The organism is Tepidiphilus baoligensis, assembly GCF_012911495.1.
Classification (GTDB): Bacteria; Pseudomonadota; Gammaproteobacteria; order Burkholderiales; family Rhodocyclaceae; genus Tepidiphilus; species Tepidiphilus olei.
In genome coordinates, this window is sequence record NZ_JAAAUB010000003.1 from 25,131 (window position 1) to 46,545 (window position 21,415).

General features: G+C 63.1%; 17 protein-coding genes and 3 pseudogenes. 16 read left to right on the top strand and 4 right to left on the bottom strand.

The window, feature by feature from the left end; all coding sequences use genetic code 11:
• The first annotated feature begins 441 nt into the window (after positions 1-441).
• From GV368_RS03035 to GV368_RS03045, 3 genes are all read left to right on the top strand, one after another.
• Positions 442-2,148, top strand: coding sequence for an L-lactate permease (locus GV368_RS03035; RefSeq protein WP_169115372.1), 1,707 nt, complete (start codon positions 442-444; stop codon positions 2,146-2,148).
• A gap of 77 nt (positions 2,149-2,225) precedes the next feature.
• The gene (locus GV368_RS03040; RefSeq protein ID WP_169115552.1) at positions 2,226-3,572 is read left to right on the top strand and encodes a cytochrome ubiquinol oxidase subunit I; all 1,347 of its coding nucleotides are present in this window, start codon (positions 2,226-2,228) and stop codon (positions 3,570-3,572) included.
• A complete protein-coding gene (locus GV368_RS03045) occupies positions 3,569-4,579 on the top strand; it encodes a cytochrome d ubiquinol oxidase subunit II (RefSeq protein WP_142809714.1) in 1,011 nt (336 codons plus the stop codon). Before GV368_RS03040 ends, GV368_RS03045 begins: the two co-directional genes overlap by 4 nt.
• Before the next feature lie 269 nt (positions 4,580-4,848).
• Here the strand turns inward: GV368_RS03045 and GV368_RS03050 are convergent, their stop codons facing one another.
• Complete coding sequence (locus GV368_RS03050) at positions 4,849-6,135, bottom strand: sigma-54 interaction domain-containing protein (protein WP_169115374.1); 1,287 nt, start codon at positions 6,133-6,135, stop codon at positions 4,849-4,851.
• 279 nt (positions 6,136-6,414) lie between these two features.
• Here GV368_RS03050 and cydP point away from each other — a divergent pair, with 279 nt between their 5' ends.
• The 6 genes and pseudogenes from cydP to GV368_RS03080 all read left to right on the top strand — a co-directional run bounded on the left by cydP (position 6,415) and on the right by GV368_RS03080 (position 10,864).
• Positions 6,415-6,639 carry a cytochrome oxidase putative small subunit CydP gene (gene cydP / locus GV368_RS03055; protein WP_169115376.1) on the top strand — a complete coding sequence of 75 codons (225 nt, stop codon included), beginning with the start codon at positions 6,415-6,417 and terminating at the stop codon, positions 6,637-6,639.
• A 1-nt stretch (position 6,640) separates the two neighbouring features.
• Positions 6,641-8,205: pseudogene (locus GV368_RS03060) on the top strand (cytochrome ubiquinol oxidase subunit I).
• A 24-nt stretch (positions 8,206-8,229) separates the two neighbouring features.
• Entirely contained in the window at positions 8,230-9,366 is a 1,137-nt protein-coding gene (gene cydB / locus GV368_RS03065; RefSeq protein WP_178086731.1) for a cytochrome d ubiquinol oxidase subunit II, read from the top strand.
• Between the two features lie 59 nt (positions 9,367-9,425).
• Positions 9,426-9,560, top strand: a complete 135-nt coding sequence (gene cydX / locus GV368_RS03070; RefSeq protein WP_169115378.1) for a cytochrome bd-I oxidase subunit CydX — start codon at positions 9,426-9,428, stop codon at positions 9,558-9,560.
• The gene (locus tag GV368_RS03075) at positions 9,550-9,858 is read left to right on the top strand and encodes a cyd operon YbgE family protein (protein ID WP_169115380.1); all 309 of its coding nucleotides are present in this window, start codon (positions 9,550-9,552) and stop codon (positions 9,856-9,858) included. Before cydX ends, GV368_RS03075 begins: the two co-directional genes overlap by 11 nt.
• 40 nt (positions 9,859-9,898) lie before the next feature.
• Positions 9,899-10,864: an SLAC1 anion channel family protein gene (locus GV368_RS03080; protein WP_169115382.1), complete on the top strand. Its 966-nt coding sequence runs from the start codon at positions 9,899-9,901 to the stop codon at positions 10,862-10,864.
• 42 nt (positions 10,865-10,906) lie between these two features.
• Here the strand turns inward: GV368_RS03080 and gdhA are convergent, their stop codons facing one another.
• From gdhA to dctP, 3 genes and pseudogenes are all read right to left on the bottom strand, one after another.
• Positions 10,907-12,250, bottom strand: a complete 1,344-nt coding sequence (gene gdhA, locus GV368_RS03085; RefSeq protein WP_169115384.1) for an NADP-specific glutamate dehydrogenase — start codon at positions 12,248-12,250, stop codon at positions 10,907-10,909.
• A 130-nt stretch (positions 12,251-12,380) separates the two neighbouring features.
• A pseudogene (locus GV368_RS03090) lies at positions 12,381-12,680 on the bottom strand (TRAP transporter large permease subunit); the annotation flags it as partial.
• Positions 12,681-12,800: 120 nt separating this feature from the next.
• Positions 12,801-13,119 (bottom strand): annotated as a pseudogene (dctP, locus tag GV368_RS11715) (TRAP transporter substrate-binding protein DctP); the annotation flags it as partial.
• 52 nt (positions 13,120-13,171) lie between these two features.
• On the opposite strand from dctP, the gene GV368_RS03100 reads away from it, so the two are divergent.
• The 7 genes from GV368_RS03100 to GV368_RS03130 all read left to right on the top strand — a co-directional run bounded on the left by GV368_RS03100 (position 13,172) and on the right by GV368_RS03130 (position 21,412).
• Entirely contained in the window at positions 13,172-14,179 is a 1,008-nt protein-coding gene (locus tag GV368_RS03100) for a methionine ABC transporter ATP-binding protein (protein ID WP_169115386.1), read from the top strand.
• A complete protein-coding gene (locus GV368_RS03105) occupies positions 14,179-14,844 on the top strand; it encodes a methionine ABC transporter permease (RefSeq protein ID WP_169115554.1) in 666 nt (221 codons plus the stop codon). The genes GV368_RS03100 and GV368_RS03105 overlap by 1 nt, the downstream gene beginning before the upstream one ends.
• 41 nt (positions 14,845-14,885) lie before the next feature.
• Complete coding sequence (locus GV368_RS03110; RefSeq protein WP_169115388.1) at positions 14,886-15,668, top strand: MetQ/NlpA family ABC transporter substrate-binding protein; 783 nt, start codon at positions 14,886-14,888, stop codon at positions 15,666-15,668.
• A gap of 256 nt (positions 15,669-15,924) precedes the next feature.
• Positions 15,925-16,263, top strand: coding sequence for a P-II family nitrogen regulator (gene glnK / locus GV368_RS03115; RefSeq protein WP_142804009.1), 339 nt, complete (start codon positions 15,925-15,927; stop codon positions 16,261-16,263).
• A 23-nt stretch (positions 16,264-16,286) separates the two neighbouring features.
• Positions 16,287-17,615, top strand: a complete 1,329-nt coding sequence (locus GV368_RS03120) for an ammonium transporter (RefSeq protein ID WP_178086732.1) — start codon at positions 16,287-16,289, stop codon at positions 17,613-17,615.
• A gap of 116 nt (positions 17,616-17,731) precedes the next feature.
• Positions 17,732-18,409 (top strand): hypothetical protein, encoded by a 678-nt coding sequence (locus tag GV368_RS03125; RefSeq protein ID WP_169115390.1) that lies wholly within the window; start codon positions 17,732-17,734, stop codon positions 18,407-18,409.
• A 312-nt stretch (positions 18,410-18,721) separates the two neighbouring features.
• Complete coding sequence (locus GV368_RS03130; protein WP_206673237.1) at positions 18,722-21,412, top strand: cation-translocating P-type ATPase; 2,691 nt, start codon at positions 18,722-18,724, stop codon at positions 21,410-21,412.
• Positions 21,413-21,415: the final 3 nt, after the last annotated feature.

The following is a 21,415-nucleotide window of genomic DNA, read 5'->3' on the forward strand; positions in this document are numbered from 1 at the left end:
TCTTGCAAACAAAACGACTCTAACTGGGCGTATCCCAGCGCGCTCAACCCACGGAGGAGACCAATCATGAGCCTTACGAGTAGCCCCTGAGCGGCAACGTGGTGCCCCCCTGTGCAGCCGAGGTCCCGCGTTTCATGGACCCTGATCTAGGATGGGTCGAGCACGCTGCGTTTCAACGGATCTAGAAATCGGACTGCACCCCGGATGTGCCATTGCTCAGGCATTCGATGGCCTGGGGGCACCCTTGTCAAGCCCATGTCGACTAGAGAACAGACTGAGAACGATTCGTCGTATGGGCGTGCAGCGACGCGCTCCTGTAGTCGGTTGTTTGCTTGTATGGGGGACATGCCCTACCCTCCGGGTTACGAGCGCCTCGACCTGCATCCGCTAACGGCGGTTCGTTCGCAACTTCGCAGAACGACGACTTAGGAGTTTCGCGCGATGAACGACGTCACTCTTGCTTTGCTTGCCTTTTTGCCGTTGGTACTTGCCGGCGTGTTGTTGGTCGGCCTACGTATGCCGGCCCGTACTGCCATGCCGCTCGTCTATGTGGTCACGGCGCTGATCGCACTCTTTGCTTGGGAGGTGAGCTTCAACCGTGTGCTCGCTTCCACCCTGCAGGGGTTGATACTCACCGTGTCGATCCTTTGGATCATCTTCGGTGCCATCTTGTTGCTCAACACCCTCAAACACTCCGGAGGCATTGCCGCCATACGTAAAGGTTTTTCCGGCATCAGCCCCGACCGCCGTGTCCAGGCGTTGATCGTTGGATGGTTGTTCGGCTGCTTCATCGAGGGTGCTTCGGGTTTTGGTACTCCCGCCGCGGTAGCCGCTCCGCTGATGGTGGCACTTGGCTTCCCAGCGTTGGCTGCCGTAGTGGTGGGTATGATGATCCAGTCCACGCCGGTTTCCTTCGGCGCCGTGGGTACGCCCATCGTGGTGGGCGTCTCCGGCGGCCTAAACCGAGATGTCATCGTTGCTCAGCTGGAGGCCGGTGGTTATGGCTGGCTCGAGTACTTTCGTCTGATCACTGCCGAAGTGGCCATCGTCCACGGCCTCGTCGGCATCCTGATGCCGCTCGTTTTGGTGGTGATCATGGTGCGATTCTTTGGCGCCAACAAATCCTGGAAGGAAGGCCTTTCCATCACTCCCTTCGCCCTCTTTACCGGGATTTCCTTCGTGGTGCCCTACGTGCTGGCCGGGGTGCTCCTCGGGCCGGAGTTTCCTTCCATGATCGGCGCTTTGATTGGACTGGCCATCGTCGTGCCAGCCGCTCGTCGAGGCTTCCTGATTCCCAAGGATACTTGGGACTTCCCCGAGCGAAAGTCCTGGCCTGACGAGTGGCTAGGCAAGTTCGATATCAAGCTCGACGATATCGTCGGCAAGACCCCCATTTCCACTTTCATGGGCTGGGTCCCTTACGTATTGCTTGCGGCTTTTCTGGTGGCTACGCGTACCATCGACCCCTTGCGCGAGACGCTCACTGCGCTTTCCTTCGGCTGGAGCAACATCTTGGGCGAAGCCGGCGTAACAGGAAGCATCGCCCCACTCTACCTGCCCGGTGGTATCCTGTTGTTCGTGGCGCTGCTCACCGCCCTGTTGCACCGTATGCGATTCGGTGAGCTCAAAGCTGCGTTCAGCGAATCGTCGCGCACCATTCTCGGCGCCGGCTTCGTGCTGATCTTTACCATCCCGATGGTGCGGATCCTGATCAACTCCGGCGTAAACGCTGCCGATCTGGTCTCCATGCCCGTGGCGATGGCTCAGTTCGTGGCCGACAGCGTGGGTGAAATCTACCCATTCTTCGCCCCTGCCGTCGGAGCGCTCGGTGCCTTCATCGCCGGTTCCAATACCGTCTCCAACCTGATGCTGTCCGATTTCCAGTTCAACGTGGCCCAGCAGCTCGGTTTGTCCTCGGTGTTCATGGTGGCGTTGCAATCGGTGGGGGCCGCGGCGGGTAACATGATCGCCATTCACAACGTGGTTGCCGCTTCGGCCACGGTGGGATTGCTCGGACGGGAGGGGATCACCCTACGCATAACCATCCTGCCGACCCTCTACTACCTGGTCGTCGCTGGCACCATTGCGCTGATTGGCTTCTACGTGATCGGCGTGAGCGACCCGTTGATGCGCATATCCGCTGGCTGACGGATGACAACCGGCCAGTCATCCGGCGGCCGAGTCGACGTGACCGGCTTCGAGGGAAACGAATGCGAGGCGTGATGATGGAACTCGATGCGTTGATTCTGGCGAGGATTCAGTTCGCTGCCAACATTACGTTCCACATTTTGTTTCCCTCGATCACCATTGCGTTGGCGTGGATACTGTTGTTCTTCAAGATCCGTTACACGAAAACCGGCGATACGGCTTGGCTGGATGCTTATGGATTCTGGGTCAAGGTATTTGGCCTGAGCTTTGCCCTGGGCGTGGTCAGTGGCGTGACCATGAGCTTTCAATTTGGTACCAACTGGCCGGGTTTCATGAATACGGTGGGCAATATCGCCGGGCCTCTGTTGGCCTACGAGGTGCTGACGGCCTTCTTCCTGGAGGCAACATTCCTCGCCATCATGCTGTTTGGCCGCCGCTTCGTCTCCGAGCGCACCCACAACATCGCTACTTTCTTGGTGGCCTTGGGTACCACTGCTTCGGCGTTCTGGATACTTACCCTCAATTCCTGGATGCAGACGCCAGCCGGCTATGAAATGGTGGAAGGCCAGATCGTCATCACCGACTGGCTCGCCGCCTTGTTCAATCCCTCCTTGCCCTACCGATTGACACACATGCTAATGGCGTCGGGATTGACGGCCGCATTCTTGGTGGCTGGACTGTCGGCCTATCGTTGGCTGCGTGGTGACCGCAGCAGTGGCGTCATGAAGGCGCTGCGCACCGGTGTGTTGGGCGCGGCTGCACTGATTCCGCTCCAGATTTTCGTAGGAGACTTGCATGGTCTCAATACGTTCGAGCATCAACCGGCGAAGATTGCGGCCATGGAAGGCGTGTGGGAAACCCAGCGTGGTGTGCCTTTACTGCTTTTTGCACTACCCAACGAGGCCGAGCGCCGAAACGATTATGAAATTCGTATTCCTCGGGGTGCCAGTCTGATTTTGACGCATTCGCTGGACGGCGAGATCAAAGGCTTGAACGAATTCGAGGGCATGCATCCGCCCGTGGCCAAGGTGTTTTGGAGCTTCCGCATCATGGTCGGTGTGGGCTTGATCATGCTGGCCGTATCCTGGGTTGCAGCCTGGCAATTGGTGCGCCGGAAAATGCTCTCGCCTTGGGTGGCCAAGGCGCTGGTGGGCATGACTTTTTCCGGGTGGATCGCCACCGTCGCCGGCTGGTATGTCACCGAAATCGGCCGTCAGCCTTGGCTGGTGTACGGTGTTCTCGCTACCAAGGATGCCGTGGGCGACGTTTCCGCCGCAATGGTGGCCGTTTCGCTGACGATGTATCTCGGGGTGTATGTTGTGATGCTTTTTGCGTACATCTCGGTATTGTTCTACATGGCGCGCAAGGCGGGCTCGAATGGGCCTGCGTCTATGGACGAGCCTGAAAAAGGAGTGGCCCGATGAATGCGGAGATCTGGCTTCCGATGGCCTTTGCGGGGCTGATGGCGTTATCCCTGCTGATGTACGTCGTGCTCGACGGCTACGATCTGGGGGTGGGCATCCTGCTCCCATTCGCGAAGGATGACGACAAGGACACGATGGTCAGCTCCATTGGCCCGTTTTGGGATGCAAACGAAACTTGGTTGGTGCTGGGGGTCGGTCTTTTGTTGGTCGCCTTCCCCAAAGCCCATGGCATCATCCTGCAAGCGCTGTACCTCCCCGTGACAGTGATGTTGATCGGCCTCATTTTGCGTGGCGTTGCCTTCGACTTCCGAGTCAAGGCGGGAGTGCGCTACAAAGGGCTATGGAATCGGGTTTTTGCGGCTGGTTCCCTGATTGCCTCGATGGCGCAAGGGGTGATGCTGGGTCGTTACCTGACGGCTTTTGAACCGGGCTGGCAGGCATGGGCCTTTGCGCTGCTCGTGGGAGTGGGATTGTCCGCGGCTTACGTGCTTCTGGGCGCTTGCTGGCTCATCATGAAAAGCGAAGGGACGCTGCAACGCCAGGCCATCGGCTGGGCGCGCTATGGTGTTTTCGGTACAGCCCTCTGCGTCGCGGCGGTTTCCCTCGTTACGCCCTTGGTCAGCGAGCGCATTGCCGCCAAGTGGTTCGAAATGCCGGAATTCTTCCTGCTGTTGCCGTTGCCTTTGCTCACCTTGGCGCTCTTCGTGTTGCTTTTGCTCATGCTGCCTCGCCTGGACCAACGCCTCGGGCAGGGGGATCAGCATCTGTGCTGGTTGCCTTTTTCCATGGCGGTGGGCATTTTTCTGCTGTCCTTCTATGGACTTTCCTATAGCGTCTTTCCCGACGTGATTATCGATAAGCTCGATATATGGGAGGCTGCGGCCCATCCGCAGGCGCTGTGGGTCATCTTCATCGGTGCCGTCGTGGTGCTGCCAGCCATCGTCGCATACACGGTCTTCGTCTACCGGGTGTTCTGGGGCAAGACACGCGAACTGACTTACTCCTGAATTCCTATTGAAATCCTGGTGGTTGTGTATCGTTCCTGCTGTAAATTCCGTTTTTCGAGGTAGGCAGTATGTGTTGCTGAGCGCGGCTGGCCTAGGTGAGCTTCCCTACGAGGGCAAGGCTGAGGAGCTGGCGCGCTGCTGTGCCATGTACTACCGCCGTAAGCTTTCCAAGGACATGGTTCTGGCCCAACTACCGGACATTGCTGTTTTGCCTTGACGCCGAAAAAACCGTCAACGCCGGAGCGAGGAAACGAAATGAAACGAAGGCATCAGCGCAGTTTGCGATAGAGCGTGCGCTCGCTGATGCCCAGGCGGGTGGCCAGGGCTTTTTTGTCGCCGCCCAGCCGCTCGAGTGCGCGATGTAGATAACGTCGTTCGAGTTCGGCCAAGGGAACGATCTCGTCGTCGGCCGTATGGGCCCGTCCGCCGGAGGGGCTGTCGGCGAATCCGGTCAGATGCCATGGTTCGATCAGCTCGCCGTCGGCCAGCAGGAGCGCCCGTTCGAGGAGGTTGCGCAGTTCGCGCACGTTGCCGGGGAAATCGTGCTCCCTCAGGCGGGACATGGCCGCGGCGCTCAGGCGCACGCTGCGTTGGGGTGCGAGGCGCTCGAGCAGGTGGGCAACGAGCAGCGGCAGATCTTCGCGCCGCTCGCGCAACGGTGGCAAGCGTACGGGAAAGGCGCTGATGCGGTAATAGAGATCACGCCGGAACGTGCCTTCTTCGACCATGCACCGCAGATCGCGGTGAGTGGCGGCCACGAGGCGGAAGTCCGAGCGCAGCGTCTCGACCCCGCCTACCCGCCGGTAGGTGCCCGTCTCCAGCAGGCGCAGCAGCTTCACTTGCTGCGTGAGCGGAAGGTCGCCGATCTCGTCGAGAAAGAGAGTCCCGCCGTCGGCTACTTCGGCCAGGCCGGTCTTGCGCTGGGTGGCGCCGGTGAAGGCCCCTTTCTCATGCCCGAACAGCTCGGACTCGAAGAGCGTCTCGGGCAGCCCCGAACAATCCACCGGCACGAAGGGTCGGTCGCGGCGCGGCGAGAGCTGGTGCAGCGCTTGGGCGGCCAGTTCCTTGCCCGTGCCCGATTCGCCCAGCAGCAGTATGGGGGTGTTCGACGGTCCGGCCCGTTCGAGGAGCTCCAGCATCTGCAGGAAGGAGGGCGAGCGGCCGACCATGCCCAACACGGGCGTCGGCAGGCACTTGCCGCCGAGAAAGCGCATCGTTTCGACGAAGAGCGTCGTGTTGCCCCCGGCATCGCGCAAGGGGAACAGCTCGACCTCGACGAACTCCTCGCCGCGCGGCGTATGATGGCAATGAATCACCCGGCTTGGGCATCCGCTTTCCCATGCCTGTTGCCGGGGGCAGGATTCGCCGCACTGGTCGCAGGGGCGATCGAAGTGGTGCGACACTTGGTAGCAGGTCTGCCCGATCACGGAGGGGTCTTGGCCGAACTCGCGGCGGTAGGCCGCGTTGGCGGCGAGGATGCGGTAGGCGGTATCGACGACGATGCGCGGCTCGGGTAAGGCGTCGAGCAACTGGAGCAGTTCGGTGGGTAACGGCATGATTGACATTCCTGGCAAGACTTGCGGCGTTATTTTGCCATTTTTGTCAGGATGGGGGGCGCTCGACGCCGGGGATGGCACAGTGCCGAGAGGTAAGGTGCTGGATCTTCGGGAGAAATTCCGTTCTCCAGTCCGTGGCACAGAATTTGCTAATAACAAAGACGCGGTCACCTTTTCCGTAATTCATTGAATTGTTTAAATTTTTTGACCATCGTCAATTGACGATCCCGGTCCGTTTCATTACCCTAAACGAGGTTGTACGCAAGGAGGGCTTCTTCCATGGAAGCGAAAACGGCCGCCCGGCGATTGCGTCGCGAGATCGTCGTGGTGCTGCTGCTTAAGTTGATCCTGCTCACCGCCTTGTGGTGGGTCTTCATTCGCGATGCACGGGTCGAGGTGGACGCGGAACGGATGCAGGCCCAGGCCGCCGGCTCGCCTTCCTCATCTTCCCAACCGTCTTCTTTGCCGCCTTCCCCGGTTCTTCCCGTTTCGCAGGAGCCATAACATGGACGAAACGCTCGTCGATCTCTCGCGCCTGCAGTTCGCCGTCACGGCGATGTACCACTTCCTCTTCGTGCCGCTCACCTTGGGGCTCACCTGGATGCTGGTGATCATGGAGGCGCTCTACGTGATGACCGGCAAGCAGGTCTACCAGGACATGGTGAAGTTCTGGGGCAAGCTCTTCGGTATCAACTTCGCGTTGGGAGTCACCACCGGCATCACGCTCGAATTCCAGTTCGGCACCAACTGGGCCTATTACTCGCATTACGTGGGCGACATCTTTGGCGCGCCACTGGCCATCGAGGGGCTGATGGCCTTCTTCCTCGAGTCGACCTTCATCGGGCTCTTCTTCTTCGGCTGGAATCGCCTTTCCCGGGCCCAGCACTTTCTGGTGACGGTGCTCATGGCCGTGGGGACCAACCTCTCGGCGCTGTGGATCCTGGTGGCCAACGGCTGGATGCAGAATCCCGTGGGCTCGGAATTCAGCTTCCAGACGATGCGCATGGAGATGACGAGTTTCTGGGACGTGATCTTCAATCCAGTGGCGCAGGCGAAGTTCGTGCATACCGTCTCGGCCGGCTACGTGACCGGTGCGATGTTCGTGCTCTCGATCTCGGCCTATTACCTTCTCAAGAAGCGGGATCTCGAATTCGCCAAGCGCAGCTTCCGCGTGGCGGCCGCCTTCGGCTTCGCCTCGGCCTGTTCGGTGGTCGTGCTCGGGGATGAATCCGGCTACACCATGGCCGAAACCCAGCAGAGCAAGCTCGCCGCCCTGGAGGCGATGTGGGAGACCGAGCCGGCGCCGGCTGGCCTGAAGCTCCTCGCGGGAATCGACGAAGCCAATCAGCGCAATACCTGGGAGCTCGAGATTCCGTGGGTGCTCGGCATCATCGGCACCCGCTCGCTCGACACGCCCCTTCCCGGAATCAAGGAGATCATCGCGCGTAACCGCGAACGGGTCGAATCCGGGGTGGAGGCGGTCAAGGCGCTCGAGTGCTGCGCCGCGACGCGTCCGATCCCCAGGCCTTGGCGCTCTTCGAAGCCCACAAGGAAAATCTAGGTTTCGGGCTGCTCACGCGCAAATACGTGGCGGATATCTCGCAGGTCACGCCCGAGATCATGGACAAGGCCGCCGCCTCGACGGTACCGCCGGTGACGCCCCTCTTCTGGACATTCCGCATCATGGTGCTGCTGGGCTTTTCCTTCATCGCTCTCTTCGGTGCTGCGTTGTGGTACAGCATCAAGGACAGTTTCGCCGAGAAACGCTGGCTGTTGCGCTGGGCGCTGTGGTTCTTGCCCTTGCCCTGGGTCGCTTCCGAGATGGGGTGGTTCGTGGCCGAGTATGGCCGTCAGCCTTGGACGATCGCCGAAGTGCTGCCCACCCACCTCTCCGTCTCTACCCTTTCGGTGGAGAGCCTCTACGGGTCGCTCGCCGGGTTCGTGGGCTTCTACACGCTGCTTCTCATCGTCGAGCTCTACCTGATGTTCCGCTTCGGGCGGCTAGGGCCTTCCACGCTGGGGACCGGGCGCTATCACTGGGAACGCCAAGGTGCGATGCAGTCTGCCTGAACAACCCTATCTCGGGAGAAGATCATGATGGATTATGAAACGCTGAAGGTCATCTGGTGGCTGCTCGTCGGGGTGCTGCTCGTCGGCTTCGCCGTGATGGATGGGCACGACATGGGGGTGGGGACGCTGCTGCCCTTCGTCGGCCGGGACGACACGGAGCGCCGGGTCATCATCAACACCGTCGGGCCGCATTGGGACGGCAACCAGGTGTGGTTCATCACCGGAGGCGGGGCGATCTTCGCTGCCTGGCCGCTCGTCTATGCCACGGCCTTCTCTGGCTTCTACTGGGCGATGCTCGCGGTGCTGTGGGCGCTCTTCTTCCGTCCGGTGGGGTTCGACTACCGCAGCAAGATCGCCAACCCGCTGTGGCGCAAGACTTGGGACTGGGGCCTGTTCGTGGGCGGGGCGGTGCCGCCGCTCATCTTCGGCGTGGCTTTCGGCAACCTGCTGCAAGGGGTGCCGTTTCGCTTCGACGCCAACCTCGTGTCCTACTATGAGGGGTCTTTCTGGGGGCTGCTCAATCCCTTCGCGCTGCTCGCCGGGGTGGTGAGCTCGGCCATGATCACTTTCCACGGCGCCGTTTATCTGGCGCACCGCACGGAAGGGGAAATCCAGCAGCGCGCGGTGCGCGCCACCCTCATCTTTGGCGTGATCACGCTCGCGGCGTTTGCCGCCGCCGGGGTGTGGGTGCAGGCCATTCCCGGCTACGTGATCGCCGCCGGGGCCGATCCGGCCGGTTTGCCCAATCCGCTCGCCAAGGAGGTGGTGCGCGAGGCCGGGGCCTGGATGGCGAACTACCGGCAGCAGCCGCTGCTGTGGGCGGTGCCGGCGCTCGCCTTCCTCGGCGGGTTGGCGGCGATATGGGCGGTACGTGCCGGCCGCACCTTCTTCGCCTTCTGGGCATCGGGCCTGATGATCGCCGGCATCATCGGTACGGCGGGCGTGGCGATGTTTCCCTTCATCCTGCCTTCCTCGAGCGATCCACGCTCCTCGCTCACCGTGTGGGATTCGGTCTCGAGCCATCTCACCCTCACGGTGATGTTCTGGGCCACCGTCATCTTCATGCCGCTCATCATCGCTTACACGTCGTGGGCCTACAAGGTGATGGCCGGCAAGGTGACGAAGGCTTATATCCTGGAAAACGAGAAGCAGGCGTACTGAACGGATACAACCCGCGGCGAGGCATCCGGTTTCGCCGCACCGGATCGAAGGAGATTCGCATGTGGTATTTTGCCTGGGCGTTGGGTGTGGGTTTTGCCATCCTCTTGGCCATCGTGGTCGGCCTGTGGTGGGAAGCGCAGGAGGAGGCAAGGGAGAAACGGTCCCGCTCGCAGGGCGAGACCAATGCCACCTGAGGCAGTGCCTGGCAGGGAGGAGATCCGGCCGGCCTCGATCCAGCCGCTGGCGCTGGGGGTGGGGATCGCCTTGATGCTGGTGGGCAGTTTTCGCCCCGATTGGCTGGCCGAGGCATCCGGCAAGGCCAACCATGGTCTGGCGATGTTGTGGTTCTGGGCCATGGCGGCCGGTTTCGTGCGCGGGGTGGGGTTCATCCCGCGCTTTTGGCTTTGGCGGTGGATCTTCTCCGGTTGGGCGGCGTTCGCGGCGCTCGCCGGGGCGCTGGCGTGGCGCTTTGCCGGCACCTCCGTGATATAGTCGAACCGGTTACGGATGCTTTTTCCCGCGGTGACCAACCATGAATGAACCCCCTTCTTCCCGCCTCAAGAATTTCCCCGTGGCGTGGTTTTCCATGATCATGGGCTTCACGGGCTTCTCGATCGCCTGGATGCGGGCCGAGACGGTCTACGACGTCGGCTTCGCCCCCAGCTGCGTGTTGCGCTGGATCGCCTTGGGTTTGTTCGTCCTAGTGGCGGTGCTGTATGCGGCCAAGGCGGCGAAGTATCCCGGCGCGGTGCGCGAGGAGTTCACTCATCCGGTCAAGCAGGCGTTCGGCCCCACCATCTCGATCGGCATGATTCTGTTGTCGATCGCCTTGTTGCACGATGCACCGCGATTGTCGTTCTGGCTGTGGAGCGTCGGCACGCTCTTGCACCTGGCGCTCACGCTCTACGTCATGTCGTCGTGGATGCACCACACGAAGTACGAGATCACGCACATGAACCCGGCGTGGTTCATCCCGGTGGTGGGGAATATCCTGGTGCCGATTGCCGGTTTGCACCATGCGCCGGTCGAGATATCGTGGTTCTTCTTCAGCATCGGCTTGTTTTTCTGGCCGGTGCTCACGGCGATCCTCTTCTACCGGCTCATCTTTCACACCAGCCTGCCCGAGCGTTTCGTGCCGACGCTGTTCATTTTCATCGCACCGCCGGCCGTTGGGTTCATCTCCTGGTACAACCTGGGTGGGCAGGTCGACGCCTTCGCGCACGTGCTCTACGGCGTGGCGCTCTTTTTCGCCTTGCTGCTTGCGGTGCAGGCGAATTACTTCGTGCGGCTGAAATTCTTCCTGTCGTGGTGGGCGTATTCTTTCCCGCTGGCGGCGCTCACCATCGCCACCATGATCATGGCCAAGGAAACGGGGTTGGGCTTCTACCGCGGGCTGGGCATCGCGCTGCTGGCGATCTTGACCCTGCTCATCGTGCTGCTGCTGGTGCGTACCGCCATCGCCGTGGCGCGGCGAGAGATCTGCGTGGAGGGGCATTGAAGAAAAACGCCCGGCGCCGAGGGCACCGGGCGCGGCAGGCGGTCAGATGACCCCCTGCGCGAGCATGGCGTCGGCCACCTTGGCGAAACCAGCGATGTTGGCGCCGTCGCTGTAGCTCACGGAGCCGTCCTCGCGCCGACCGTACTGCAGGCAGGCGTCGTGGATGCCTTTCATGATCTCCCTGAGCCGAGCGTCGACTTCTTCGCGCGTCCAGGAAAGCCGCATGGCGTTTTGGCTCATCTCCAGGCCGGAGGTGGCCACGCCGCCCGCGTTGCTCGCCTTGCCCGGCGCATAGAGCACGCCGCGATGCTCGAAGATCTTGACCGCTTCCGGTGTGCAGGGCATGTTCGCGCCTTCGGCCACCGCCACCACGCCGTTCTCCACCAGCGTCATCGCGTCGTCGGCGTCGAGCTCGTTCTGGGTCGCGCAGGGCAGCGCCACGTCTACCGGCACGTTCCACGGCTTGGCGCCCGGAATGAAGGTGGCACCGACGAGTTGGGCGTATTCCGAGACGCGACCATAGCGGTGGTTCTTCACCTCCATGAGGATGGCGAGCTTTTCCGGCGTGAATCCTTCCTCGTCGACCACCGTGCCGCTGGAATCGGAACAGGTGATGGGTTTGGCCCCCATCTCCATGAGTTTTTCGATGGCGTACTGGGCGACGTTGCCGGAGCCCGATACCGCGACGCGCATCCCTTCCAGGCTGCGGCCGGCGTGGCGCAGCATCTCGTCGACGAAATACACCGTGCCGTAGCCGGTGGATTCGGGCCGGATCAGCGAGCCGCCGTAGGAGAGGCCCTTGCCGGTGAAGACGCAGGAAGACTCGTTGGTGAGTTTCTTCATCATGCCGACCATGAAGCCGACCTCGCGCCCGCCCACGCCGATGTCGCCAGCCGGTACGTCGGTGTCGGCGCCGATGTGGCGGTAGAGTTCAGTGATGAAGGCTTGGCAGAAGCGCATGACTTCGCCGGGGCTCTTGCCCTTGGGATCGAAGTCAGAGCCGCCCTTACCGCCACCCATGGGCAACGTCGTGAGGGCGTTCTTGAAGGTCTGCTCGAAGGCGAGGAATTTGAGGATGGAGAGGTTCACCGAGGGGTGGAAACGCAGTCCGCCCTTGTAGGGGCCGATGGCGGAGTTGTGCTGGATGCGGTAGCCGCGATTGACCTGGACCTCGCCGTGGTCGTCGACCCAGGAGACGCGGAACATGATGACGCGCTCGGGTTCGACGAGGCGCTCGAGCAGCGCGTGCTGCGCGTAGCGCGGGTGCTGCGTGATGAACGGCCACAGGCTCTCCATCACTTCGGTCACCGCCTGCAGGAACTCGGGCTGGCCGGGGTTGCGTTGCGCAACGTAGTCGAGGAAGCTTTGCAGCGTGGGGTATTTCATGGCTTGGCGCCTTTCAGAGTGGAAACAACGGGTCGGTGCGCGGCGCACGCCCTTCGCCTTGCACCAAATTTGGTAATTATCGCACCGTTGTGGTGACTGAATGCACTCTTTGTGTTCAAAAGGTGCACTTTCAGCCAAGACCCATCCGGCGTGGCAGCCACAGCGCCAATTCCGGAAAGACGATCATCGCCGCAAGGCCCAGCCCCATCGCCAGCACGAACCACAGCACCCAGCGGAAAGTTTCCTCCATGCGAATGCCGGCGATGCGGGAAGTGATCATCAGCGCCAGGGCCATCGGCGGAGTGAATTGCCCGATCGCCAGGTTGATCGTCATCATCACCCCGAACCAGACGAGATCCCAACCCATCGCCTGGGCGATCGGGACGAGCAGCGGCAGCAGGATGAGGAAAATCGAGATCGCGTCGAAGAAACTCTTGCCCAGCGGCGGCCGTGGTGAGGCGTGCCGCATACCAGGTGAAGGAAGAGGTAGAGGGCGACGGTAACGCGGATGTGGCGATCGTTCAAAAAAGCCGGTACGGAGCCGAGGAAGGCGAGCACGGGCGATTTCCTCGCGCGCGGCTTGCTGTGCTGCCTCCAGCACGAGTTGCCGGTCTTCCGGGCTCCAGCCGTTCTTGTGGACGGCGAAGATGAGCGGATCGGCGACGTCACAGGGTCAGGTATTTCTGCCCCACCGTGTGCAGCTTGGCGGCGTTGAACACCGACAGGGGATTCTCCCGACCGTCTACGGCACCGGTCGCCATGGCCGGCAAGGCGTCGGCCCAGATCATCTGCGTCGGGTTGGCGCCTAGGGCGTTGAACGTGGCGAGAAAGAGCGGCGAACCGACGACGCGAATCTTCAGCCCGTAGAGAGGATCGTCTTCCCATGCGAAAATCCGCTTTTTGCACTGAAGGACGGTGGATGTGATCGAATTCGACGGCGTACGCAAGACGTACCTCGTCCGGGGGCAGGAAACGCTCGCGCTGGAAGTCGAGCGGCTGACGATCGAACGAGGGGAAGTGTTCGGCATCGTAGGGCATTCCGGCGCGGGGAAGTCTACGTTGCTGCGTCTCGTCAATCTGCTCGAGCGTCCGAGCCAGGGGCGCGTCGTGGTGGAAGGCGAGGACGTCACCCGTCTGGCGCCAGCGCAGCTGCGCGCCTTCCGTCGGCGCATCGGCATGATCTTCCAACATTTCAACCTGCTCTCGTCCAAGACGGTGGCGGAGAACGTCGCCTTTCCCTTGAAGATCGCCGGCACGGAATCCAAGGCCGCCATCGCGGCGCGGGTCGAGGAGCTGCTCGCCCTGGTCGGCTTGAGCGAGCACGCGGACAAATATCCAGCCCAGCTCTCCGGCGGGCAGAAACAGCGCGTGGGTATCGCACGGGCGCTGGCCTGTCGTCCTTCCATCCTGCTGTCGGACGAAGCCACCAGCGCCCTTGATCCACAGACCACCCGCTCGGTGCTGCAGCTGCTCTCCGACATCAACCGTCGCCTGGGGCTCACCATCGTGCTCGTCACGCACGAGATGGATGCGGTGCGGCGGGTGTGCGACCGCGTGGCGGTGATGGACGGTGGACGGGTGGTGGAGACCGGGCCCGTGAGCGAGGTCTTTCTCCATCCCCGCCATCCCACGACGCGTGAATTCGTGCTCGAGAGCGAGCACGTCGATAGGGAGGAATTCCAGGAGAGCCTGCAGCACGCGGCGGGGCGCGTGGTACGGCTGACGTTCAAGGGAGAGTCGACCTACCGGCCGTTGTTGGGCGAGGTGGTGCGGCGCTGCGGGGTGGATTTCAGCATCCTCGCCGGCCGCATCGATCACATCAAGGACGTTCCTTATGGTCAATTGACTCTCTCCTTCGTCGGGGGGGACGTGGAGGCGGCGCTGCGGGCGTTCGCCGCAGCAGGGGTGGATGTGGAGGTGCTGCGATGATGGTGCAATGGCTGACCAATGTGGATTGGCTGGAGATCGGCCGGGCCTGCTGGGATACGCTGGTCATGGTCGGCGTGTCGCTCTTTTTCGTCGTGCTGCTGGGTTTGCCCTTGGGGGTCGCGCTCTTTCTCACGGGCAAGCGCCAGCTGCTGGAGCAGCCGCTCGTCTATGCGGTGCTCTCTTTCGTGGTCAATCTGCTGCGCTCCGTGCCGTTCGTGATCCTGCTCATCGTCATGATCCCGGTCACCGTCGTGCTGGTGGGAACCTCGCTGGGGGTGCCGGGGGCCATTCCGCCGCTGGTGGTGGGCGGAGCGCCGCTCTTCGCCCGTCTGGTGGAGGCGGCGCTGCGGGAGGTGGATCGGGGCATCGTGGAGGCGACCCAGGCCATGGGGGCGACGGTGCCGCAGATCGTCTTCGGGGCGCTCCTGCCCGAGGCTTTGCCGGGGATCCTCGCCGGAGTCACCGTCACGTCCATCACCCTGGTGTCGTACGCCGCCATGTCGGGAGTGATCGGCGGGGGCGGCCTGGGAGATCTGGCCATCCGTTTCGGTTACCAGCGTTTCCAGACCGACGTGATGGTCATCACGGTGGCCCTGCTGGTGGTGCTCGTGCAACTGTTGCAGATGCTGGGCGATCGGCTCGTGCTGCGTTTCAGCCGCCGCTAGGGCGGCAGCGGATTTTTCAATCAAGGAAGGAGTGCAGTGTCATGAAATGGAAAAACGCCCTGTTGATCCTGAGCGCTTCGCTCGGTCTCGTTCCGACCGCTTGGGCCGAGAAACTGTCGGTGGCGGCCACGCCCGTGCCGCATGCCGAGATCCTGGAGTACGTCAAACCCATGCTCGCCCAGGAAGGGGTGGAGTTGGAGGTGAGGGTGTTCACCGACTACGTCCAGCCCAACATCCAAGTGGCGCAGAAGCGCATGGATGCCAACTTCTTCCAGCACAAACCCTACCTGGACGAGTTCAACAAGGATCGCGGCACCGATCTGGTGGCGGTGGCGGGGGTGCACATCGAGCCCTTCGGCGCCTATTCCCGCCGTATCGAGAAGCTCGACGAGCTCAAGGAGGGCGCCGTCGTGGCCATTCCCAACGATCCGACCAACGGCGGGCGGGCGCTCCTGCTGCTGCAACGCGCCGGCCTCATCACGCTCAAGGATCCGGCGAAGATCACCGCCACGCCGCGCGACATCGCCGACAATCCCAAGCGCCTGCGGTTCAAGGAACTGGAGGCGGCCACGCTGCCGCGCATCCTCGACCAGGTCGATCTGGCCCTCATCAACACCAACTATGCACTCGAGGCCGGACTCAACCCCACGAAAGACGCGCTCGTCATCGAGGGGGCCGATTCGCCCTACGTGAACGTCCTCGTCGCCCGGTCGGACAACAAAGATGGCGAGGCCATGCAGAAGCTCGTGCGTGCCTTGCACTCGGAGGCGGTGAAGCGCTTCATCCTCGAGAAATACCAGGGGGCGGTGGTGCCGGCGTTTTGAAGGACCCGGATCGATTCGCTCCAGAGTGGACGGATCGACCGTTTGACGCACCGAAACGGTGCATTCGTCCCGAGGAGTGATCATCGGGGGTGGTCCGATTCGGCCTGGCCCATCTGTGATCGGTGGTACGGATTCCCCGATTCCGGGCCGCCCGTGCGCAGGGACGCGGTTCGTGCCGCGTCCTTTTTTCGTCTTCCTCTCTTCTGGCACGGTTCCTGCTTCGTAGGGGTGGGCATACCCGCTACGGAGAAGGAACATGAAATTCGTCATGGCGATCATCAAGCCGTTCAAGCTCGACGAGGTGCGCGAGGCACTCTCGGAGAACGGCGTGCAAGGGCTCACGGTGACCGAGGTCAAGGGGTTCGGGCGGCAGAAGGGGCACACGGAACTCTACCGCGGAGCGGAGTACGTGGTCGATTTCCTGCCCAAGGTGAAGCTCGAAGTGGCCATTGCCGACGAGCTGCTCGAACCGGTGCTCGAGGCGATCGAGAAGTCCGCTTTCACCGGCAAGGTGGGCGACGGGAAGATCTTCGTCTTCGATCTCGAAAACGCGATTCGCATCCGCACCGGCGAGGCCGGCGCGGCGGCGTTGTGACGGTTAGGACGAGGAGACGGATCATGAAATACGGAATCGAACGACTCGGCGCAGTGGCGCTCCTGGCAACGGCCTCCCTTCCTTCGTGGGCGCAGGAAGCGGCGAGCGCGACGGCACCGGTGGTGCACCGCGGCGACGTCGCCTGGATGATGACGGCCACGCTCTTGGTGCTGATGATGATCGTGCCGGGCTTGGCGCTCTTCTACGGCGGCATGGTACGGGCGAAGAACGTGCTCTCGGTGCTCATGCAGGTGTTGATGGTGACTTCGCTCGTGCTGGTGCTGTGGGCGTTTTATGGTTACAGCCTTGCTTTCACCGAGGCGATGCCCTGGCTGGGGTCGTTTGCCAAGGTGTTCCTCAGTGGCGTGACGCCCGAGAGCCTCGCCGACACCTTCACCGACGAAGTGAAACTGCCGGAGTACGTCTTCATCGCGTTTCAGGGGACGTTCGCTGCCATCACGTGTTCGCTCATCGTCGGAGCATTTGCCGAGCGCATCAAGTTCGCCGCGGTGATGGTCTTCACGGTGCTGTGGTTCACCTTCTCCTACCTGCCGATCGCCCACATGGTCTGGGGGCCGGGCGGCTGGTTGCTCGAGGAGGGAGCGATCGACTTCGCCGGCGGCACGGTGGTGCACATCAACGCCGGCGTGGCGGGGCTCGTGGGGGCGATGCTCGTGGGCAAGCGCCTCGGCTATGGCCGTGAAGCGCTCGCACCGCACTCCCTGCCATTGACCATGGTGGGCGCTTCGCTCCTGTGGGTGGGCTGGTTCGGCTTCAACGCCGGCTCCAACCTCGAGGCGACCTCGGGTGCGGCGATCGCTTTTCTCAACACGCTGTTCGCCACGGCGGCGGCGGTGCTCTCCTGGAGTGCAACCGAGGCGCTCGTCAAAGGCAAGCCGTCCATGCTCGGAGCGGCTTCGGGCGCGGTGGCCGGGCTCGTGGTGATCACGCCGGCCTGTGGTACGGTGGGTCCGATTGGTGCCATCGTCATGGGGCTCGTTGGCGGCGTGGCCGGTCTGTGGGGCGTGAGCGCCCTCAAGCGCTGGCATGGCATCGACGATTCGCTCGACGTCTTCGGCGTCCATGCAGTGTGCGGTATCGTCGGGGCGCTGCTCACCGGGGTTTTTACCTCACCCCTGCTCGGCGGAACGGGCGATGCGGATTTTTCCATCGTCCATCAAGTGTGGGTTCAGTTTTATAGCGTGGTCGTCACGCTCGTCCTGAGCGCCGTGGTGGCCTTCCTCGCCTTCAAAGTGGCCGGAGCGCTCACCGGAGGCTTGCGCGTGAGCGAGGAAGAGGAGCGCGAGGGTCTGGACGTGACCGCACACGGTGAGACGGCGTATCGCCTGTAAAAATCTCCTCTCCGACGGCATTACGTCGTTGCCCCCGGTGGTGAGCCGGGGGCTTTTTCTTGGTCGGTGGGCCGCAGTCGTGCTAGCATGCGATCATTGGATCGCCTACCTTGCCCATGAAAGATACGAGTCGCCTCATCCTCACGTATACGTTGGAAGTGTCTTTGCCCGAGCCCTTGCAAAAGATGCCTCGTGCCGACCTCGCACGCGTCGTCGATGGGTTGCTGGGAGACGTCGTGCATCAGGGATTGAAGGCGGTGGCCAGCAAGCGTTTGCAGGGCGGTGGCATCATGGTCCACAAGCTGCAGCATCGGGTGGATGTCGAGCGTCCTCGGCGCGAGCCGGGCAAAATGCTGCCCAAGGAACTCCTCGTGCGCGCCGCGCCGCACCTCACCGACGAGGAGCTTGCCGAAGTGGAGGCGCGCGTGGGCAATGCGCCTTTTCTCTCCGAAGATGAGCTGGAGAAGCGCATCCGCACCCAGGCGCTCAAGGTATGCAACGACGTGCGCCTGGCCCCTGTCGTGGTGCGCGGCGTGCGGCCCAACGATGAGCCGCTCGAGACCGAGGCACAGCTCAATTTCACCCACGGCTCGGTTTTTTTCGACGAGTCGCAGCGCAATTTGCGGCTCAAGGCCAACGCTCCGGTGGAAGTGCTCTTGCCAGGGGTCGATGCCGCCGTGCAGGGGCGCTATCTCGGTACCACCTTAGGCGGGCCGGTGGTGGAGGTGCCCATCCATCTGCTCGCTCCCTATCGCGATTTCTTGCTCGCTGCCTGGCAGGGCGGACGCGGTTGAGCCGTTCTCCGTCCGGGCGTCCATGATGCACGCGGTTGGTCGCGGGGTACGTTCAAGTAGCGGGCGCCCCGGCTAACCTACGGCGCGGCCGCAGGGCGGCGTTCTTCGATGCTCGGAGGCTCGCGCATCCAAGTGACGGGTCTCGCATCCCGCGCTCCGGGCGCCTTGCCCTGCAATCGCTCGCGACGGTTTTTCTCGCTGCCCTGGCAGCGGAGCCGCCTGCGCAGTCGATTCGTGGGTTTTTGGGCGACCCTTCATTCATGGTATGCTGCATCGCACCGTCCCTTTGTGTCGAGTTCCGCGATGACGTCCATGAACCGAAGGAACAAACCTTTTCATGCCCAGTCGCCGGCGGAGGTGGCCGAGCAGTTGGCGACGAATCTGCAGCGCGGCCTGGCCCGGGCCGAGGCCGAACGTCGTCTGGCCGTTCATGGTCCGAACCGTTTGCCGGAGGCTCCACCCGATCCGGCGTGGTTGCGCTTGCTGCGCCAGTTTCACAATCCTTTGATCTATGTGCTGCTCGTGGCTGGAGTGATCACGGCGTACCTCGAGCATTGGATCGATGCAGCGGTGATTTTTGCGGTGGTGATCGTCTCGGCGGTGCTGGGCGCGATCCAGGAGGGCAAGGCGCAGCGGGCGTTGGCGGCGGTGAAGTCGATGCTGGCCAGAACCGCGGTGGTGGTCCGCGACGGGCGACGGCATCAGATCGCTGCCGAGGAACTGGTGCCGGGCGATCTCGTTTTTCTCGAATCGGGGATGGTGGTGCCGGCAGATCTGCGCCTCGTCTCCGCGCGCCAGTTGGCCGTGGACGAGGCCGCGCTCACGGGAGAATCCTTGCCGGTGGAGAAAAACCCGGAGCCCGTCGATGAGGCGACGCCGCTCGCCGAGCGGCGATGCATGGCCTACAGCGGCACCACGGTGGTGCGGGGTCAGGGTCTGGGCGTGGTGGTGGCCACCGGCGGGGACAGCGAGCTCGGGCGCATCGGCGAGCTGGTGGCCACCGTCACGCGACTGGAGACGCCCCTCACCCGCCGCTTGACGCGATTTGCCCAGGCAACGGCGGTGGTGATCGTGGCACTGTCGGCCCTGCTTTTCGCTTGGGCTTATTGGGGGCTGGGGCAGGCGGTCGACGAGATCTTCCTCGCGGTGGTCGGTATCGCGGTGGCGGCGATTCCGGAAGGGTTGCCGGCGATCGTCACCATCATCCTGGCGATCGGCGGGCAGCGGCTGGCGCAGCACCGGGCCATCGTGCGCCGCTTGCCGGCGGTGGAGACGCTCGGTTCGGTGACGGTGATCTGTACCGACAAGACCGGCACGCTCACGCGCAACGAGCTCACCGTGACCTCGGTGTTGTTGCCACACGATGCCGTGGAGGTGACGGGTTCGGGCTACGAGCCGGTGGGGGAATTCGTGCGCGGCGGACGGCCTCGTCCGCCGGAGAGCGTGCGCGGGTTGGTGCGGCTCGCACGGGCGGCGCTGCTGTGCAACGACGCTACATTGCATACGGATGCCGAGGGGAACTGGCATGGCGAGGGGGATCCGCTCGAGATCGCCCTCTTGAGCATGGCGCTGAAGGCCGGCTTGGATCCGGAGCGTGAGCACGGCTGCTGGCCGCGGGTCGATCTGATCCCGTTCGAATCCGAGCGGCGTTGGATGGCCACCCTCAATCATGACCATCACGGCAACCACGTGATCCTGCTCAAAGGCGCGCCCGAAGTGGTGCTGGCGCACTGTCTCCACGATGCCGACGGGCAGCCGCTCGACGTGGCGAGTTGGGAAGAGCGTTTGATGGAGGAAGCGGCCAAGGGGCGGCGGATGATCGCGCTGGCCTGGAAACGCTTGCCTGAGCCCAAGGAAACGCTGCGCTACGAGGACATCGACGAAGGGTTCGCCTTACTGGGGGTGGTGGGGCTCGAGGATCCACCGCGGCCGGAGGCGAAGGATGCGATCCGCGAGTGCCACGAGGCCGGTATCCGCGTCGTGATGATCACGGGCGATCATCCGGTGACGGCGCGGGCCATCGGCGGCATGCTGGGGCTGCGTGCCGACACGGCCCTGACCGGCACGGAGATCGAGCAACTCGACGACGCAGTCCTGGGAAGGCGCATCGTCGAGACCGACGTCGTCGCCAGGGCTGCGCCGGAGCACAAGCTGCGCCTCGTGCGTGTACTGCAGGGGCAGGGTCACATCGTGGCCATGACCGGCGACGGGGCCAACGACGCGCCGGCGCTGCAGGCGGCCGACATCGGCGTGGCCATGGGCCGCCGCGGCACCGACGCGGCACGTCAGGCTTCGGCCATGGTGCTCGCCGACGACAACTTCGCCACCATCGCCGCGGCCGTGCGCTGGGGGCGGGTCGCCTACGACAACATCAAGAAAGCGCTGCTCTTCGTGTTGCCGACGAATGTGGCTCAGGCGCTGGTGGTGGCGATCGCGCTGGCGGTGGGTTGGTCGCTGCCGATCTCGGCCACGCAGATTCTTTGGGTGAACCTGGTGACGACGGTGACGCTGGCGATCGCCGTGGCGTTCGAGTCGCCGGAGCCGACCGTGATGCAGCGTCCGCCGCGCCCGCCGGTCGAGCCCTTGGTGACAGGGACGATGGCATGGCGCCTCGCCTTCATCGGCGCGTTGATCTGTTTCTTGAGCTATGGCGCTTACGGCCTTGCCCTCGTCCGCGAGCTCGGCGAGGATTTCGCCCGCACGGCGGCCACGCACACTTTGGTGTGCGCCGAGGTGATGTATCTGTTCAACTGCCGACGCTTCGTCGCGAGCGGCTGGAGCGTGGACGTTTTTCGGGGCAATCCGGCGCTGTGGCCGGTGATCGGGGTGCTGGCGCTGTTGCAGTTGGCCTTCGTCTATGCCCCTCCGTTCCAGATGCTCTTTCGCACCGAAGCGCTCGATGCCTTTGCTTGGATCTACGCGCTCGTCGGGGCGCTGGCGGCTTTCGCCGTGGTCGAAGCGGAGAAGGCTGTGCTGCGCCGCATGGGACGCAGCACGCTGTGAGGC